Genomic DNA, 18,290 nt, shown 5'->3' on the forward strand with positions numbered 1-18,290 from the left:
CAAAAATACCACTAATGGGGATTGACCCTGATAACAGGAGAAGCAAATCATATCATAATTAACCTTTAATTACAATTACCGATTTGAGTACAAAGACTTTTGCTTCCTTTTTTTTTAAATTGTTAATGGATATGCAGAAAGCAGCCTATCTTGATTGCTAGTCTATGAAGGAGAATTTAGGAGTGCTGAGTATTGAGTGCTGAGTAAGAAGTAATGATTGTGAATCTTTTCACTCAGTACTCACTAATCGGAAACTTGATGCCTAGTCGAACACTCGTTACTTGGAACTGTTTCAGTGAGAGAGAAAAACCCAAAGCGGTAAATATTACCGTTAGAGTAAAATCCTCACGGGGCATGGGCTGAAAAGTGAAAAATCAAAAATTAAAACTTCAGCTATTCCCTAAGACCCTTTTTTGGTGCATAAATAAAGTTTGATTGTTGAGTCTTGCAAACGCTAGCCTGTTAAAAGCCGAGGTGTTATCAGACCAACTTATTTAAGACCGTAACTTTAAGTTGTACAACAGGGATACTCAAAAATAATGGTTCAAGAGCGTACTTTACCCACTTTTAATCCTGCTACTACGCATATTACTAAGGAAGAAGGGTTACGGTTGTATGAGGATATGGTATTAGGGCGCTTGTTTGAAGACAAGTGCGCTGAAATGTACTACAGGGGCAAAATGTTTGGTTTTGTCCATTTGTACAACGGTCAAGAAGCTGTTTGCAGTGGTGTTGTCCAGTCCATGCGACCGGGTGAAGATTACGTTTGTAGTACGTACCGTGACCATGTTCATGCTCTGAGTGCGGGTGTACCAGCAAAAGAGGTAATGGCAGAATTATTTGGCAAAGCCACAGGTTGCAGCAAAGGGCGCGGTGGTTCCATGCACATGTTTTCTGCCGAACATCGCTTGCTTGGTGGCTATGCTTTTGTGGCAGAGGGAATTCCTGTAGCAGCTGGAGCGGCTTTTCAAAGCAAATACCGCCGCGAAGTGCTGGGAGATGAAAGTGCTGATCAAGTGACAGCTTGCTTTTTTGGCGACGGTGCAGCTAATAACGGTCAGTTTTTCGAGACACTAAATATGGCAGCCCTCTGGAAACTGCCAATTTTGTTTGTGGTCGAAAATAATAAGTGGGCCATTGGGATGTCTCACGAACGAGCCACTTCCCAGCCAGAGATTTATAAAAAAGCCAGTGTGTTTAACATGGTGGGCGTGGAAGTAGATGGGATGGATGTACTAGCAGTCCGAGCCGTCGCACAAGAAGCTGTAGCCCGTGCCCGTGCAGGTGAAGGCCCAACATTAATTGAAGCACTTACCTACCGCTTCCGGGGTCACTCCTTGGCAGATCCAGATGAAATGCGAAGCAAAGCGGAGAAAGAATTTTGGTTTGCCCGTGACCCAATTAAGAAGTTGGCAGCTTATTTGCTGGAGCAAAATCTAGCGGATGAGCAAGAGATTAAAGCCATTGACCGTAAAATTCAGGATGTAATCGACGAGGCCGTTAAGTTCGCCGAAAGCAGCCCTGAACCAGATCCTAGCGAGTTATATCGTTTCGTGTTTGCAGAAGACGAGTAACAAAGTTAGGAGTTTGGAGTTAGGAGTTTGGAGTTTGGAGTTTGGAGTTTGGAGTTTGGAGTTTGGAGTTTGGAGTTTGGAGTTAGGAATTTTTAACTTACAACTCCTAACTTACAACTCCTAACTTACAACCCCTAACTCACAACCCCTAACTCACAACCCCTAACTCACAACTCCTAACTCCTAACTATCCTTATACCCAGGACTAAAATTTGTGTTTAGCATTGCAGTTCAACAGCAACAGTACAAGACCTATATTCTTTCTGATGAAGCCGCTGGTTCTCAGTTAGAAGTGGTACCCGAACGCGGTGGTATCATCACCCATTGGCGCATTCAAGGGCAAGAAATTTTCTACTTGGATACTGAACGCTTTACTCATCCTGAGTTGAGTGTCAGAGGTGGGAATCCAATTTTGTTTCCTATTTGTGGCAATTTACCAGATAATACTTACACTCATAACGGTCAAAAATATACTCTCAAACAACACGGTTTTGCTCGTGAATTGCCGTGGTCAGCAACAGAACAAAAAACTAAAGCTCAAGCTAGTCTCACTGTTGTTCTGAATAGCAATGAGCAAACCAAGGCTGTTTATCCTTTTGATTTTCAGTTGGCTTTCACCTACGAACTTCAAGGTAATACCCTAGAAGTCCGTCAGCAGTATAAAAACTTGTCATCCACACCAATGCCCTTTTCGGCTGGTTTCCATCCCTACTTTTTGTGTGGTGATAAAACTCAGTTAGAGCTTGAAATTCCCTCTAAGCAGTATCAAGATAATCAAACTAAGGAAATTCACTCTTTTGACGGCAATTTTGACTTTAGTCGTGATGAAATTGATTTTGCCTTTGGACAGCTAACGAGTCAATCGGCCACTGCGATAGATCGCAGCCGGAAGTTAAAACTCACCTTGGATTATGATGATTTCTCTACCTACCTGGTATTTTGGACAGTCAAAGGTAAAGAATTCTACTGTCTAGAGCCGTGGAGTGCCACCCGTAACTCTCTGAACACTGGTGATAACCTGACTGTGTTAGCACCAGGAGCTAGCCACACAGCATCTGTAAGGTTGACTGCTAATTTTTTCTAAACCCCTTTACAAATCTACAGATGTTTGTGCTATGATGGCAAAGTTGCGAAATGCAGCGAAAGGGTCGCTAACTCAACGGTAGAGTACTCGGCTTTTAACCGATTAGTTCCGGGTTCGAATCCCGGGCGACCCATACAAAAAGTATATGAATGAGATAAAGGGCGATCGCTCCTCTTTTAATCCCAGAAATGAGCATTTTGGATACTGGGCTACCAAAGCTACTAGTTGTAGGGTAGCTAAATGTACAGCAATACAGAGCAAGTATGGGACATAGTACAGCTGTAGGGAGCGAAGATAGGACTTTTTTATAGTAACTATGACGTAAACTTTTTCAACATAGACACACGACACTAGTTATAATTTCCTATAAGTTGAAAAAACTCTTAAGATTTAGCGTAATCATTACGCTTCTCTCACACCAACTAGCTGACAACCACATTAGGAGGACTATCTATGGCGCTTGTACCACTGCGGCTGCTGTTGGATCACGCAGCTGAAAACGGTTACGGCATCCCAGCTTTCAACGTTAACAATTTGGAGCAGATTCAGGCGATTATGAAGGCTGCTGTCGAGACAGATAGCCCCGTAATTTTGCAAGCTTCACGCGGCGCTCGTAATTATGCAGGAGAAAACTTTCTCCGCCACCTGATTTTAGCAGCCGTAGAAACCTATCCTCAGATTCCCATTGTCATGCACCAAGATCATGGTAATGCCCCTTCTACCTGCTACTCAGCAATTAAGAACAACTTCACCAGCGTGATGATGGATGGTTCTTTAGAAGCTGATGCTAAGACCCCCGCTAGCTTCGAGTACAACGTTAATGTTACCCGCGAAGTTGTAAATGTAGCTCATGCTTTGGGTGTCAGCGTTGAAGGTGAACTCGGTTGTTTGGGTTCTCTAGAAACTGGTGCTGGCGAAGCTGAAGATGGTCACGGATTTGAAGGTACACTTGACCACTCTCAATTGCTAACCGACCCTGATGAAGCTGTTGACTTCGTAGAAGCAACCCAAGTAGATGCTTTGGCTGTTGCCATTGGCACTAGCCACGGTGCTTACAAGTTTACCCGCAAGCCGACAGGTGAAATTTTGGCTATCAGCCGTATTGAAGAAATTCACCGTCGTCTACCTAACACCCACTTGGTAATGCACGGTTCTTCTTCTGTACCGGAAGATTTGCTGGCATTGATTAACCAGTATGGCGGTGCAATTCCTGAAACCTACGGTGTACCTGTAGAAGAAATCCAAAAAGGTATTAAGAGTGGTGTACGGAAAGTAAATATCGACACCGACAACCGTTTGGCTATTACTGCTGCTGTCCGTGAAGCTTTAGCTAAAAAACCAGAGGAGTTTGACCCCCGTCACTTCCTCAAGCCTTCCATTACATACATGCAGAAGGTTTGTGCTGAACGCTATCAGCAATTTGGCACAGCTGGCAACGCCAGCAAGATTAAGCAAATTTCTTTGGAAGATTTTGCCGCTAAGTATGCTAAAGGTGAACTTAACGTTGTTACCAAAGCAGCGGCTAAAGTTTAATTTTGACGACAAATAAATGGGGGCATAACGCTGTTATGCTCCTAAAAAACTGAGTAGTTCACTGTTGTCAGAAACCGGGTAAACACCCGGTTTTTTGTTTTATTCATTCAGGTTTGGGCATTGGGAATTGGGCATTGGGCATTAGTTATTCTCATCCCCCTCATCCCCAGTCCCCAATCCCCAGTCCCCAATCCCCAATCCCCACAATCCCCAATCCCCAATCCCCAGTCCCCAATCCCCAGTCCCCAATCCCCAGTCCCTAGAACACCCGATGTTGTAAAGAGGGCATTTGACGGCGGACTTGTTCTAGCCTAGTAGGCTTGATTTCTGCGATCGCAATTCCCGGTTTTTCTCCAGCATCGGCTAAAATTACACCCCAAGGGTCAATAATGACCGCGTGGCCGTGGGTTAGACGACGGCTGTAGTTATTCCCCGTTTGGGCAGGAGCAATGACGTAGGCGGTATTTTCGATGGCTCTGGCTTGTAGTAGTACTTGCCAGTGGTCTTTGCCTGTAAAGGCGGTAAAGGCGGCGGGAATAAAGATAACATCGGCTCCCTTATCTGCCAGATGACGATACAGTTCCGGGAAGCGGACATCATAACAAATAGAAAGCCCTAGATTACCAAGTTTTTCTGAAAAATAGACGGGGGGTAGTTGCGTACCAGCCACAACTGTGCTGGATTCGCGATAGGTGTTGCCGTCGGGGACATCAACATCAAATAGGTGTACTTTGTAGTAGCGGGCAAGTTCTTCACCGCTGGGATCGATGAGTAGAGTAGTGTTATAAACTTTGCCTGTATTATCTACTGGAAGTGGAAAGCTGCCGCCCAAGATCGTAATTTGAAAGCGTTGGGCCATTTTTTTGAGAAATTTTTCACTTTCAAGAGCGATCGCATCTCCTTGTGCGAGTTTATCTTTTTCTTCTCCCATATAGGAAAAGTTTTCTGGCAAACCCACCAATTCAGCACCTTGACGCACGGCAAGCTCTATTAATTCTTCTGCCTGTGCCAAATTTTTCTGTAAATCGGGCACACTGGTCAATTGAATAGCGGCGGCTAAATAAGACTTCATAGATTCAACAACGAACAGTTGATTTATGGAAGATAGATTATCAAAATATATCGCTACTTCAACATCTCTGGAACTTAATTAGAAATACATCAGTGTTGCTTTTCTCTAACAGACTTGTTTTATTGCTGATTTTAATCTGCCTCTGGGTTCTAGCAAACTGAGCAAGATTGCAATTAGGTTGTGATCAAACCCTGATAAAAGCTGTCTGGTGTGAATATTTCTGTATTTACAGGGCAACTAAACACCATTTTGGATGGAAATCGTCTTGATGCCTCTGGCTTGGTGTGAATTCATCTGTCGCAATCATTTTTCAAATTAGTATAAATTTTTTATTTATGGGGATTGCTAATTTTGAATGTTGAATTCAAAGCGTACTCCTTCTCTGAAGCTAGCTACGCACAACGTAATTGTAGAAAAGCGAAGTAAGAGAACTCCAAGAAATAAATTATCCAATATTGTGGGGTGGGCATCTTGCCCGCATATAAGCGCCGTGTTGTACTAGCGTATAGAAATTGGTAGTGCAGAAATTAGGGAATTGTTTTTGAGGTAGAAGACTCCTAAAAATCTTCTGAAACTGTATACAAATGTAAACAAGTCTGGGAGACGAGAAATTGACGTCTCTCAAACTTGTTTATAAAAATTAACTTAAAGTTAGAAAAAAATGGATAACTCAAGAGGATTTTATTGCCGATTGAGTTTCAAAGATGCTTTTCGAGAGTGGAAGCTAATGTAGTTTTAGGCACGGCGCCGACCACCATATCGACTTTGTGTCCACCCTTAAAAATCATTAACGTGGGAATGCTGCGGATGCCGTACTGACTAGCAACATTAGGATTTTCATCTGTGTTGACTTTTACGACCTTTATTTGACCTTTGTACTGTTCGGAAATTTCATCGACAACAGGAGCTACCATACGGCATGGTCCGCACCAGGGTGCCCAAAAGTCCACTAAAACAGGTACATCGCTTTCGAGTACTTCTTGCTTGAAACTAGAATCGGTAACTTGTGCGGCTGCTGACATGCCTAAAACCTTCGCCAATAATATCTGAGCTTGGTGAAAATTCTACCATAGCAAAAACCTCAGCTTGGGAGTAGAGGATGTACATTTGCAAAGAAGCTCTAGAATTTATTTACAAACATAAGGAACCGCCCGAACAGTAGTCCGGGCGGAGTGTGGTGTGAGGAGTGAACGGAAACATGCGTCTCCGCTATCTCCATTGTAGGTGACATATCGGATTTTTCCAGCAATTGTTTGGGGGCTGGAAAAATTTATTCAAGAATTGGGGATTGACGTCTAATGTGAATTAAATAGGTTGGGACTGGAAAGTGAGAACATCAATAACTTTCTTTTGTCACTCCGGGGAGAGTAAAATCAGAAAAGAGGTCTGAAAGGCAGGATGGGACGATGACACAGCCCAGAGGTTCCAAACCAAGCACAAAATTTGTGGACGAATATTGTGCAATCTACCAAAATGTGACAGCCTATGGTGTGATTGAAGAAAGGTAAGCAAGTAGTCTATATTGACCAGTGGTATCCTTCTAGTAAAACTTGTTCCTGCTGCGGACACATTTTAGAAACTCTGGATTTGTCATGGGGGAAGTCTGAGTTGAAAAGCTGGTAACTTTTATCTTCTTACTTCTCCCGCCTTTTTTTCTAATTCACATTAGGCGTCATTTGTAAAAAGTCGCCTACTAAATAAAGGGAACCACACAAAACGATTAAATCGTCTGTGGTAGCGGCTTCTAGGGCTGTGAATAAATCTGGATGGATTTGGCGATCGCTTAATTCGGGACAGAGGTTGTAAGCTAAGTTTGATAAGTAGTCTAAATCGGCGGAAATTCTACCGGGGAAGGGTTCTACTGGTATTGGTACTAAAAAAAGGCGATCGCCTGGTCGCAGTAAAGCGGTAAAAATATCAGTATGATCCTTATCGGCAAACATTCCCATCACCCAATTGACTGGCTCATGAGTAACTGCGTCTAAGCTATCAATATACTGGCGGAGAACTTGGGCGGCGGCGGTATTATGAGCGCCATCAACTAATAATTTATGGTTTTTCCAAGTAGTCCATTGCATCCGCCCTGGCCATTTAGTTTTTGCCATGCCGTTAATTATGGCTTCTTCTGAAATCTGCCAACCTTGTTGCTGGAGAATTTCTAACGCAGCTAAAGCTAAAGCTGAATTAGTTAACTGAATTTGTCCCGCTAATGGCAAAGGATATTTAATTAACTTTGAATTTTGAATTGTTTCATACTCTGCCCATCCTGTAGCGATTTCATGGGCAGGTTGAGGCATAAAAAGCGGACATTGTAATTCTAAAGCACGCGATCGCACCACCTTGTCTGCCTCTGGTGGCAATGGCCCAACCACAACAGGACACCCAGGTTTGAGAATACCTGCTTTTTCTCTCGCAATGTCAGCAATGGTAGGGCCAAGTTGCTGCCAGTGTTCCCGGCTAATGGAAGTGATGATTGTAACTAAAGGTTCCAAACAGACATTTGTCGCATCTAAGCGCCCTCCTAGTCCAACTTCTACCACAGCTACATCAACTTGCTGCTGGGCAAAATATAACCAAGCAGCCGCCGTAATTACTTCAAACTGAGTTGCTGATTCTTCATCAGGGCGAATCACTGTTTGGACTTTTTCTAATAATTGACTTAGTTCCTCAGAGGAAATTGGCTGTTCATTCAAACAAATACGTTCCGTCCAATCAACTAAATGGGGGGAAGTGTAGCGTCCTGTCCGATAACCAGCCTCAGTAAGTACTGAGGAAAGATAGGCACAGACGGAACCTTTGCCATTAGTGCCAGCAACGTGAATTACCGAGACTTGATGATGAGGATTGTCAAGATTTGCCAATAGATTGACAATGCGATCGAGTCCGAGATGGACACCAAAGCGTTGCAGGGGTTGTATTACAGAATCGATATTCAAGAAGGGACTGGGGAGTGGGGACAAGGAGAATAACTATAGCAGTTTACGGTTGAGTCCAATACAGACCTAACCCCCAACCTCTTCCCTTGTAGGGCTATCCATTACCCGGATCTTTCTTAACATTTGCGAAAGTCTTGACTCAGGTTTTTATAACCCTGATTCGTTCGTTGTTCATTCTCAATAAAAACGCAGTTTTAGCGAGAAGATTAAAAGCGAATTTGTCAAGTATGCCTAAATTCTCAGTGTCTAAGATGGTTATAGGACATGGGTTTCAAGATTGTAAAGAAAGATGTGGGTAACGCATAGCCTAAAAGGAGAGAGGTCAAAACGGTACTGCAACCAAGCGATAAGCGCTATAACGCCTATGCCTCAATAAAATCGACTGCCTCTGTAAACAGAAACAGCCGATTGAAGAGTGATGATATTAAGCCTAATTTAGGCTTCCTTGTCCAAAAAGCCTTGAATTTGTCTTAAAGCGGCAGCGCCAATATTAAACACTGCCCAACCAGCGGCAATGGCAACTGGTGCTAAAACTATCGCTATACGGAAATCGATATCCATATCTGGAACCCCTCTCTTAAGTAGAAAGTGAACTACCCCAACCTAAGACGGACGGGGCTTCCCAATTCATCGGGAATAGCCATCAATTACTTCGTAGTTTTTTTTGGTCTTACATTCCCTCCTCTTGTCAGGAGTCCTGGTTCCCAAGACCCAAACTTTCTCTTGCAACATATACCTGTTAGCTTGGTTTTCGCTTATGGCATTGATGGTCAAGACAGTTTTTAGTTTACCAGAAAATTTTGGGGATTCGTCATACATCTGTAAGAAAGTTTTTACCAATTAAATTGTGGGGCATTGGGCATTGGGCATAGTTATTTCTCCCTTGTCCCCTTGTCCCTTCTACTCTCCACCCCCTAAGCCTTGCTAAAACCAATATCAGTACCCTTGCCAGCATGAACTAAAGCTAACTTTTGGTAACGTTTAGCGTGTTCAATCAGTTCTGCGGCTTCAACTTCTGTTACTTGACGTAATACTTTACCAGGAATACCGACAACTAGGGACAAAGGCGGTACATTTTTAGTTACAACTGCACCAGCACCGATAATGCTACCAGCGCCTACTCTTACCCCATCTAAAATCACTGCGCCAATGCCAATCAAACTTCCACGCTCAATGTAAGCAGAATGTACCACAGCCCGATGTCCTACGGTAATATAATCTTCTAAGATTGTCGGAAAACCAGGATCGCCATGTAAAATTGCACCATCTTGAATATTTGTGCATTCGCCAATTTCAATCCGTTCTACATCTCCCCTAATCACTGCTCCATACCAAATGCTCACTCCTGGTGCTATATTTACCGAACCCATAACAACAGCATTATCTGCAATGAAGGCAGCTTGAGAAAAATCAGGAGATGTCCAGTAAGAAGCGGTAGACACGATAGAATATGAATATGGTACTCAGGAACACTGGAAAAACTCCAACCTTTGAGGCTGGCTGCATAACCAGAATATCACAGCGTCAAACCTCTACGCTGAGGAAAACACTAGTGAATAATGTTCCTGCCGCAACACCGTGTCTATGCAGCAGTGAGCAAGTAACCCAAAGTGGTTGAGCCGAATTGTATAATCCAACCCACTAGTGCTGGTGAAGACAAAATTATGTTTGTATGCACTTCATGATGAATCCAGGTTTGCAGTACCCGATGTTTGGGCCGGAAATACAGTGTCCCCATTGTCGCCAGACTATTCCGGCGCTGACACTAACAGATACCTATTTGTGTCCTCGTCATGGCGCCTTTGAAGCTAATCCTAAAAATGGAGAGTTAATCCATTTGCAATCGGGGCGTCATTGGCGGAGGTGGAATAATGAATGGTACAGGCAGCATACTCATCCTGATGGTATTCGCTTTGAAATTCACGAAGCATTAGATAAGCTCTATACCCAAGGCTTTCGAGCAACACGAGTGATTATTGCTCGACGCTATCAGGAATTGATGAGTGGCTATTTAGAACGCAGCACGCCTTGGCGTTCTGGACAACCAGAAGCTACTGCTGCCCGTTTGTACGGCTTACCCGTAGAGTTTAGCCCCGATACCTCAGAAGATCCCTCTTGGGAAGTAATTAATTTTGACTTGGAAAAAGAGCCTGGCGTTCCTGTGCGCTACCCTTATTTCAGGTTGTTTGAGTAAAGTTAGGAGTTAGGAGTTAGGAGTTTGGAGTTAGGAGTTTGGAGTTAGGAGTTTGGAGTTAGGAGTTTGGAGTTTGGAGTTAGGAGTTAGGAGTTAGGAGTTTGGAGTTTGGAGTTTGGAGTTTGGAGTTTGGAGTTTGGAGTTTGGAGTTTGGAGTTAGGAGTTTGGAGTTTGGAGTTAGGAGTTTGGAGTTTGGAGTTAGGAGTTTGGAGTTTGGAGTTAGGAGTTTGGAGTTTGGAGTTTGGAGTTATACCGATTACATCTGAGGTTGCTCCCGAACAGTTTGCTCAAGCCCCTGTGTCACCAAGCTTTATTTTGTGCGGTTTCACAAAGAATTAGTATTAGGAGTTAAATTCAATTCATAACTCATAACTCCTAACTCCTAACTCATAACTCCTAACTCATAACTCCTAACTCCTAACTCATAACTCCTAACTCCTAACTCCTAACTCCTAACTCCTAACTCATAACTCCTAACTCCTAACTCCTAACTCCTAACTCCTAACTCCTAACTCCTAACTTTTGTTATGCACCACGCTTCTATTCGGACTGCGAATATTCATCGAGCGATCGCTTTCTACGAACATTTAGGGTTTACAATCTCGGAACGCTTTACCACAGGCTACACCCTAGCTTGCTGGATGGAAGGATTGGGCGGCAGAATTGAACTAATCCAAATTCCCGAACCAAAACCAGCCCCAGATGCTTTTGCTGATGAGCATTATGTGGGGTATTACCATCTCTCGTTCGATTTAACTGAGATGACACCAGATTTACCTAGCTGGTTGACAAATTTACAAGAACGTGTATTACTCGCTACTGAGAGTCAAACCCAAGAATTACAACCGTTGAAGATACTTTTAGAACCGACACAACAGCAAATAGGCGATCGCATTTACGAAGTAGCTTTCATCGCTGATACCGATGGCTTACCTCTGGAATTCATTCGGGTTTTAGCAAAAATCCCATAATTTAGCTTTTTATTACCTTTATTGTTAATATATTATTTTTCTGTATTGTTGCTGAGGTAAAAGATTTTTTTACCAGATAAAACTGTAGTCACTCCAAAAGCTATGTAGCTTATTTTACAGGCACATCTTCTAGATACATATATGGATTTTCCAAATTTTATAAGTAAGTCGGTGAGAAAAATTCAATGTATATGAAGAAATATAAATTAGCTGTAGGGTGTACGCACCTGAGATTGTTGACGGTGCGTTGCGCTTTGCGACAACACACCCTACATTAAAATTCGTTAACATAGCTGGAAATATTAGCACCGACTTACTTAGATATCCCTTGCCGTTATTAATTTTAAGCTTATGGCTACTAGCAGTTTTGTATTGAGCGATCAACCTGCTCATAGCCAACATTCAGTTATCTCTAACAAAGAAAAATATCAGTCAACCTTGCTAATAAAAAGAATAATGCCCTCAACACTGACAGAAAATGTCCGCAAGACAGTGCTAGAAAATGGTCTAACTGTCCTGACAAAGGAAGTGCATACTGCGCCAGTGGTGACGGTGCAAGTGTGGTACAAGGTTGGCTCACGTAACGAAGAACCGGGCGTGAATGGCATTGCCCACCAGTTAGAACACATGATGTTTAAAGGCACTCGAAATCGTCCGATTCAATTTGGACGTTTGTTTAGTGCTTTAGGTAGTGATTCCAATGCTTTTACCAGCTATGACCAAACTGCGTATTACGGTACTGTGGAACGAAACAAGCTAAAAGCGCTTTTAGTGCTAGAAGCAGACAGAATGCAAAATTCCCAGATTGAGCCAGAGCAACTAGCGAGTGAAAAGCGGGTAGTAATTTCCGAGTTGCAAGGTTACGAAAATAGTCCAGAATATCGTCTCAACCGCGCCGTCATGCAAGCGGTGTTTCCCAATCACGCTTATGGTTTGCCTGTAGGTGGTACCAAAGCTGATGTCGAGAAATTTGAAGTTGAGCAGGTAGAGAAATATTACCGCAATTTTTACAATCCCGATAATGCCGTCTTAGTAATTGTGGGAGATTTTCAAACTGCAAACACTCTAGAAACAATTAAAGAGACATTTGGCAAAATACCGAAGAGGCAGGAGCTAGTAGTTATTCCCCCCTCATCCCCCTCATCCCCCTCATCCCCCATAGTATTGCGAGAACCAGGAGTAGGACGACTGTTACAAGTTGTGTATCCGCTACCAGATGCAAATCAACCGGATGTGCCTGCGTTGGATGTGATGGATTACATCTTGACTGAGGGACGGAATTCTAGACTTTATCAGGCATTAGTGGAATCAGGTTTAGCGAGTGAAGTTACGGCATCCGTTACCAGTTTGCGAGAATCTGGCTGGTATGAGGTTTTGGTGACGGCTGGATCTAAACAAGATTTGAAAAAAATTGACTCAATGTTGAGTAGTGCGATCGCTAATGTAGCAGAAAAAGGCGTGACATCTGAGGAAGTTGAACAAGCCAAAACCCAATTAATCGCAGATGTAATTTTGAGTAACCGTGATATCACCTCTCAAGCCATGCGATTGGGTACTGATGAGACAACAGTCGGTGATTATCGCTACACAGACCGCTATTTGGCAGCTGTCCGGCTGGTGAAGCCGACAGATGTTGTGACTGTGATTAACAAATACCTCACAAAAGAAGTACGTACAGTAGGCTTTTTTGAACCAACTCAGAAGATGATCGCAGAAGTTGGCGACAAACCAGACTCAGCCCAAACTACAGAAAATTTCTCTCCTCTAGCACCTGTGCTTCCTTCTGAGGTGATGAAATACTTACCGCCTGTGGATTTGGCTACAGACGCAATCGCTCAAATATTACCACAGGAATTTAAATTTACTAACGGACTGCGGATATTACTGTTACCCGATCGTAGTACTCCCACCGTTACCCTAAGCGGCCACATTCAAGCTGGGACGGAATTTGATCCAGACAATAAAGCTGGATTGGCTGCTTTTGTATCAGAGAATTTGCTAAATGGCACTAATAACAAGGATGTCTTAACTATTGCCAAAGTCTTGGCAGAAAGAGGGGCGAGTTTAGACTTTCAAACCCACCGGGAAGGTGTGCATATCGAAGGTGATAGTTTGGCAGAGGATTTACCGATACTCCTGGAAGTATTGGCAGATGTTGTAAAAAATAGTACCTTTCCAGTCAAAGAATTGGAACTGCATCGCCAACAAACTCTAACCGATTTGCAATTGGAATTAGATGAGCCATCAGAAGTAGCTAGAAGGATATTTGTTCAGTCAATTTACCCGAAAAAACATCCCTTACATACCTTTCCCACAGAAGAGAGTTTACAGCAGATTCAGCGTCAGGATGTGATTGATTTCAAAGCTAAACATTATCGTCCAGATACGACAGTGCTAGCGCTGGTGGGAGATTTTGATCTGGACATTGTGCGATCGCTGATTAAAAATGAGTTTGGAGACTGGGAAGTTAGCGGCCAAGCACCCACATTAAAATATCCCACGGTATCAATGCCGGAGGAAATCGTGAGTGTCAACCCGGTTTTACCAGATAAAACCCAAGCTGTAACTTATATGGGTTACACAGGGATTAACCGTTACGATCCTCGGTTTCATGCCGCCTTAGTATTGAACCAGATTTTGGGAGGCGATACCTTATCTAGTAGACTGGGGGCAGAAGTGCGCGATCGCCAAGGTTTAAGCTATGGAATTTATAGCTACTTTCAAGCTGGGAAGAATGTGGGCACTTTTTTGATAGAAATGCAAACTAGTCCTGAAGATAGCAGTAAAGCGATCGCTAGTACCCGCGAAATCCTACAGCAAATCCATCAACAAGGCGTCACCGCACTGGAAGTCGAAACAGCTAAACGCACGCTTATCAGCAACTACAACGTTTCCCTGGCCAACCCAGAAGAATTAACAGATAGAATTCTGATGAATGAGGTGTATGGACTAGATAAAGTAGAATTGCACTCCTTCACTGATAAAATTCAGAAAGTCACTCTTGACCAAGTTAATCAAGCGGCTCGTGAGTTGCTCCACCCAGATAAAATTGTGGTTGTTACTGCTGGCCCATCTGTATTAGCAGAGAAAAACATGAGGTAAAAATGGGCATTGGGCATGGATAATGTGAATACTCTCGTAAATGTTAAGAAAGATCCGGGTAATGGATAGTTTATAAGGAGAGGGATTGAGGGTGAGGTAAACCAGGGACTTAACAATTCAAAATTCAAAATGACGCTCGATAGCGTAGCGTTAGCGAATCTTTGAGCGTCTGACTCGCTAACGCTGCGCTAACAAAATTAAAGACATTTCAGACGGGGATTTAAACCCTGACTGAAATGGTTGCTACATGTAGATTGCAGGTTCTTAAACCCCAATACGGTTCAGTTAAGGGCGACTGGCAAAAATTTTGGGTTTTCGAGACGCGATAAATCGCCGTCTCTACAAGTGTTTTGGTCTTATCTGAACTGTATTGTCTTAAACCCTTTAATTTACGATAAATTGTATGTTATTTAATTCTTATTCCTAATTGTTCCTACTCATCACCATTGCCTTTTGAGAACTACCGATGAAAATTTACAATCATTTATCCCAAATTGTAATTACATCTCTTACTTTTGCCGCTACTACTTTGTTACAAATATTACGGCGTAGCTACATTATATTTATGGTGCTTTTGGGACTAAATTTCATCGTTGCTACTCCCGCAATGGCGGCAAATTTGTCTGGCGATTTGCTCAAGCAACCAGCTACAGAAATTACAATTAGCTTGGGTAATTCGGCTAACGAACTGAAGTTTGAGCCAAATCATCTAGAATTACTGGCTGGCAAACGCTATCAACTAACGCTTACCAATCCCAGCCAATTGAAGCACTATTTTACTGCGAAAGATTTTGCCGATGGCATCTGGACACAAAAAGTCCAAGCAGGCAAAGTAGAAATCAAAGGAGCCATTCACGAACTAGAACTCAAGCCAGGTGCAGAGGCAGAATGGGTATTTGTGCCTCTGAAATCTGGTAATTATGGCTTACGTTGTACAATACCAGGACATACGGAAGCAGGTATGACTGGAGAGATTGCCATCAAGAATTAAAAAATCAAAATTATTAGACTCAGTATTTAGCAGCAGTCTAATGTTGCAATTAAAGATAATTGAGCTAAGTTTCGTAGTGTGCAGTGAAAAATAACTTAGGGCGCTTTTGATGCAACTCCAACACATTGGGAGTATGCGAATGTGTTATTCTATATACGTTAGCGCCTAAACTGGAAGAATCCCTATCAGGAATTAAAATAACTTAAATTATAGATATTATTTCTCAAGTAATCTAGAGAAAGCATTGATACTTTAGCAGCAAAGCCACCGTAATTATTAATTTCCTATGAACATTTTCAGTAACTTACTTTCTCAAACAACTCAGCCTACAACTGCGAAAAAACAGCGCCGAGGAATTGAAATTAAATCGCCGCGTGAAATTGAAATCATGCGGCAATCAGCATTAATTGTGGCAACTGTCCTAAAAGAAATTGCCGAGCTAGTAAAGCCAGGAATGACAACGGCTGATTTAGATACTTATGCAGAAAAACGCATCCGCGAAATGGGTGCAACACCGAGTTTTAAAGGATATCACGGTTTTCCCGGTTCTATTTGCTCTAGTATTAATAATGAAGCAGTACACGGTATTCCTAGTCCCAAAAAAGTGATTCGCGTCGGTGATGTATTAAAAGTAGATACGGGCGCTTATTACCAAGGCTTTCATGGTGATTCTTGCATTTCAATTGCCGTTGGTGAAGTGACACAAGAAGCTGCAAAATTAATTCGCGTAGCAGAAGAAGCTTTATATAAAGGCATTGAACAAGTAAAGGCTGGTGTATACCTGCTTGACTTAGCTGGAGCAATTGAAGACCATGTGAAAGCTAACGGTTTTAGTATAGTCGAAGAGTTCACTGGACACGGTGTCGGTCGTAATCTGCATGAAGAACCTTCAGTATTTAACTATCGTACCCGCGAGATGCCAAATGTTAAACTCCGTGCGGGGATGACGCTGGCAATTGAGCCAATTTTAAATGCAGGTTCTAGACACACACGGACATTATCTGACCGTTGGACAGCAGTCACTATGGATAATTCTTTGTCGGCTCAGTTTGAGCATACAGTTTTGGTGACAGAGACAGGTTATGAGATTTTGACTGACCGTTCTAAGGTGTAATTGTTATCTGATTTGTGAAAATTCACGGTGTCCAGAATCCCCGACTTCTTAAAGAAGTCGGGGATCTAATATCTAACGAATGATTTAGTACTGGTATATTTGACTGATAGCTGCATAGTTAGTTTTATAAATAGGAAGCATTTCTTTAGCCTGTATAGAGACAAATGTACTTTCTGGAATCGCTTTTAATAAATTTATTGCTTGCTGCCATTTATCTTGTGCTTGCTGCTGACTTAGTTGTGAATGAGGTGAATTTTTGACAAATAAATTAGCTTCTATTGCTAGTTTTTGGGCTGATTCTAAGTTTGCTAAAGCTTTCTTTTCAATTAACACTCTTTGACTGATAGATTTATAGTTAATCTGATAGTAAGCCAATTTCTTCTCTGCTTGGTCATAAACTGATGTCTTATTAGGAATGCTATCTAACAAGATTATTGCCTGATGCCATTTGTTTTGTGCTTGTTGCCAGACTTTTAGAGGATGTGGTGGCTTCTGAACCAGAGAAGCAGCCTCCATACCTAGTTTTTGAGCAGATTTAAAGTTAGCGATCGCTGCACCCGCGTCTGGGGCGATCGCACTTCCTTCTTGAGTTAAACTTAGACTTATCTGCTGTAATTGTGGACTTTGCTCTTGAATTTTCCAACCACAAAAACCCAAGATTAATAAACTTGAGGCTATGAGCAAAGCTGAACGTACTATTTTTGGCGTTGAAAACTTTGGAGCTATTTCTACTTTCTGGCTAATAATTGGTTCTTTATTAATTTTTTGTTCAATATTTTTTAGGGCTTGTTCTGCCTGTTCTATTAAAGTGTCACCCTGAATTATTAAAGTAGAAATTTGTTCTTGAAAAAAATCACAATCATTGAGAATATCTGTCAATTCTTGGAATTTTTCTTCACTCGATATAATTAATTCGTGGTCGTCGTCTAACCACTCTAAAGCGAAGCCAGATTTACCATAAAAAGCTGATACGCCTAATAAAATATTTAATAAGCTACGACTGTTTTTAATAGTATTAAAAATATAATTTAATTTTTCTTGTAACTGTAATAGTTGTTTTTGATAATTGCCAATCTGTTGAATTTGATGTCGTAAAACATGAGATTTTTTCAAGTCTAAGCTAATCTTTAAATTTTCAGCAAGTGTTTTAAATTCACTAGGTATGCTTGGATGAATAATATCAGAATTTAGTTGATTTACTAATTTAACGTCACTGAGAATATCAGCCGCTATTGCTTGCAAAAAATAACCCCATTCAATCCAGCTATCAATTTTTGATTGTAAATCAGTCAATGAAATTTTAGTTTCTGAATTCCCAAATTTTTCTATTATGACTGGATCTACTAATCCCAGACGAGGTATAAACAAAGTAGCTACTGTAATTAATCGAGGAAGTGTTGCGATCGCAGAATTTTTAAGGCGATCAAACTGCAACTCCTGAGTGATGATTTTTTTAATATTACGTAGTTTTTCTTGAGCATGATTGATGATGATAATTTGTTCCATGATTTCATTAGAATCGCCAATAGTCAGTTTTAGACTCTGAATTAGTGTTGGCAATTCACTAACAAGTATTTCTAGGTTAGCCATAAATACCCCTTAGGGATTTGTCGAAAGTTTATGCGAAACAATTAAAATGGCTTGAGTAAGAATATAACCACGCCTGTTGCATCTGAGCATCCTAGTTGAGTGCAAATCTTAGGTAGCTATAAAATGTAT

The 18,290-nt window shown here is 41.9% G+C and carries 15 protein-coding genes, 1 tRNA gene and 1 pseudogene; 11 read left to right on the forward strand and 6 right to left on the reverse strand.

The genetic code is table 11. The annotated features are described in order from the left end of the window. Positions 1-539: 539 nt before the first annotated feature. From pdhA to fba, 4 genes are all read left to right on the forward strand, one after another. Entirely contained in the window at positions 540-1,574 is a 1,035-nt protein-coding gene (pdhA, locus tag V7K67_RS12355) for a pyruvate dehydrogenase (acetyl-transferring) E1 component subunit alpha (RefSeq protein ID WP_334731591.1), read from the forward strand. 214 nt (positions 1,575-1,788) lie between these two features. Continuing rightward, on the forward strand, positions 1,789-2,658 hold the full coding sequence (locus V7K67_RS12360; protein WP_334731590.1) for an aldose epimerase family protein: 870 nt from the start codon (positions 1,789-1,791) through the stop codon (positions 2,656-2,658). Positions 2,659-2,719: 61 nt separating this feature from the next. Next, positions 2,720-2,791, forward strand: a tRNA-Lys gene (locus V7K67_RS12365). Between the two features lie 320 nt (positions 2,792-3,111). After that, positions 3,112-4,191: a class II fructose-bisphosphate aldolase gene (gene fba / locus V7K67_RS12370; protein ID WP_334706012.1), complete on the forward strand. Its 1,080-nt coding sequence runs from the start codon at positions 3,112-3,114 to the stop codon at positions 4,189-4,191. A 259-nt stretch (positions 4,192-4,450) separates the two neighbouring features. On the opposite strand, the gene V7K67_RS12375 is transcribed toward fba, so the two are convergent. Both V7K67_RS12375 and trxA read right to left on the reverse strand, forming a co-directional pair. Next, positions 4,451-5,263 (reverse strand): carbon-nitrogen hydrolase family protein, encoded by an 813-nt coding sequence (locus V7K67_RS12375; protein ID WP_334698701.1) that lies wholly within the window; start codon positions 5,261-5,263, stop codon positions 4,451-4,453. 698 nt (positions 5,264-5,961) lie between these two features. Continuing rightward, positions 5,962-6,285 carry a thioredoxin gene (trxA, locus tag V7K67_RS12380; protein ID WP_334706013.1) on the reverse strand — a complete coding sequence of 108 codons (324 nt, stop codon included), beginning with the start codon at positions 6,283-6,285 and terminating at the stop codon, positions 5,962-5,964. Positions 6,286-6,760: 475 nt separating this feature from the next. Between trxA and V7K67_RS12385 the strand changes: the two are divergent. After that, positions 6,761-6,856 (forward strand): annotated as a pseudogene (locus V7K67_RS12385) (zinc ribbon domain-containing protein); the annotation flags it as partial. Between the two features lie 62 nt (positions 6,857-6,918). Here the strand turns inward: V7K67_RS12385 and V7K67_RS12390 are convergent. The 3 genes from V7K67_RS12390 to V7K67_RS12400 all read right to left on the reverse strand — a co-directional run bounded on the left by V7K67_RS12390 (position 6,919) and on the right by V7K67_RS12400 (position 9,641). Next, entirely contained in the window at positions 6,919-8,199 is a 1,281-nt protein-coding gene (locus V7K67_RS12390) for a bifunctional folylpolyglutamate synthase/dihydrofolate synthase (RefSeq protein WP_335166745.1), read from the reverse strand. 435 nt (positions 8,200-8,634) lie between these two features. After that, positions 8,635-8,760, reverse strand: coding sequence for a photosystem II protein Y (locus tag V7K67_RS12395; protein ID WP_179067906.1), 126 nt, complete (start codon positions 8,758-8,760; stop codon positions 8,635-8,637). A 353-nt stretch (positions 8,761-9,113) separates the two neighbouring features. Then, positions 9,114-9,641 (reverse strand): gamma carbonic anhydrase family protein, encoded by a 528-nt coding sequence (locus tag V7K67_RS12400; protein WP_334705841.1) that lies wholly within the window; start codon positions 9,639-9,641, stop codon positions 9,114-9,116. 242 nt (positions 9,642-9,883) lie between these two features. On the opposite strand from V7K67_RS12400, the gene V7K67_RS12405 reads away from it, so the two are divergent. The 6 genes from V7K67_RS12405 (at position 9,884) to map (ending at position 16,571) form a co-directional block, all read left to right on the forward strand. Continuing rightward, positions 9,884-10,393: a TIGR02652 family protein gene (locus V7K67_RS12405; protein ID WP_442936046.1), complete on the forward strand. Its 510-nt coding sequence runs from the start codon at positions 9,884-9,886 to the stop codon at positions 10,391-10,393. A gap of 108 nt (positions 10,394-10,501) precedes the next feature. Next, positions 10,502-10,732 (forward strand): hypothetical protein, encoded by a 231-nt coding sequence (locus V7K67_RS12410; RefSeq protein ID WP_335166747.1) that lies wholly within the window; start codon positions 10,502-10,504, stop codon positions 10,730-10,732. 188 nt (positions 10,733-10,920) lie between these two features. Next, on the forward strand, positions 10,921-11,364 hold the full coding sequence (locus V7K67_RS12415) for a VOC family protein (RefSeq protein ID WP_334731429.1): 444 nt from the start codon (positions 10,921-10,923) through the stop codon (positions 11,362-11,364). A gap of 351 nt (positions 11,365-11,715) precedes the next feature. After that, positions 11,716-14,466: a M16 family metallopeptidase gene (locus V7K67_RS12420; RefSeq protein WP_442943816.1), complete on the forward strand. Its 2,751-nt coding sequence runs from the start codon at positions 11,716-11,718 to the stop codon at positions 14,464-14,466. A 565-nt stretch (positions 14,467-15,031) separates the two neighbouring features. After that, on the forward strand, positions 15,032-15,457 hold the full coding sequence (locus V7K67_RS12425) for a cupredoxin domain-containing protein (protein ID WP_334731468.1): 426 nt from the start codon (positions 15,032-15,034) through the stop codon (positions 15,455-15,457). Positions 15,458-15,743: 286 nt separating this feature from the next. Then, entirely contained in the window at positions 15,744-16,571 is an 828-nt protein-coding gene (gene map / locus V7K67_RS12430) for a type I methionyl aminopeptidase (RefSeq protein ID WP_334705846.1), read from the forward strand. An 84-nt stretch (positions 16,572-16,655) separates the two neighbouring features. On the opposite strand, the gene V7K67_RS12435 is transcribed toward map, so the two are convergent. Beyond that, positions 16,656-18,161 (reverse strand): hypothetical protein, encoded by a 1,506-nt coding sequence (locus V7K67_RS12435; protein ID WP_335166750.1) that lies wholly within the window; start codon positions 18,159-18,161, stop codon positions 16,656-16,658. Positions 18,162-18,290 lie beyond the last annotated feature (129 nt).

This window comes from Nostoc sp. (genome assembly GCF_036917155.1).
In the GTDB taxonomy this organism is placed as follows: Bacteria; Cyanobacteriota; Cyanobacteriia; order Cyanobacteriales; family Nostocaceae; genus Nostoc.

Coding starts and splice junctions, on each gene's coding strand:
- pdhA (WP_334731591.1), top strand. CDS start 540: ATGGTTCAAGAGCGTACTTTACCCACTTTTAATCCTGCTACTACGCAT.
- fba (WP_334706012.1), top strand. CDS start 3,112: ATGGCGCTTGTACCACTGCGGCTGCTGTTGGATCACGCAGCTGAAAAC.
- V7K67_RS12375 (WP_334698701.1), bottom strand. CDS start 5,263: ATGAAGTCTTATTTAGCCGCCGCTATTCAATTGACCAGTGTGCCCGAT.
- trxA (WP_334706013.1), bottom strand. CDS start 6,285: ATGTCAGCAGCCGCACAAGTTACCGATTCTAGTTTCAAGCAAGAAGTA.
- V7K67_RS12395 (WP_179067906.1), bottom strand. CDS start 8,760: ATGGATATCGATTTCCGTATAGCGATAGTTTTAGCACCAGTTGCCATT.
- V7K67_RS12405 (WP_442936046.1), top strand. CDS start 9,884: ATGAATCCAGGTTTGCAGTACCCGATGTTTGGGCCGGAAATACAGTGT.
- V7K67_RS12415 (WP_334731429.1), top strand. CDS start 10,921: ATGCACCACGCTTCTATTCGGACTGCGAATATTCATCGAGCGATCGCT.
- V7K67_RS12420 (WP_442943816.1), top strand. CDS start 11,716: ATGGCTACTAGCAGTTTTGTATTGAGCGATCAACCTGCTCATAGCCAA.
- V7K67_RS12425 (WP_334731468.1), top strand. CDS start 15,032: ATGGTGCTTTTGGGACTAAATTTCATCGTTGCTACTCCCGCAATGGCG.
- map (WP_334705846.1), top strand. CDS start 15,744: ATGAACATTTTCAGTAACTTACTTTCTCAAACAACTCAGCCTACAACT.
- V7K67_RS12435 (WP_335166750.1), bottom strand. CDS start 18,161: ATGGCTAACCTAGAAATACTTGTTAGTGAATTGCCAACACTAATTCAG.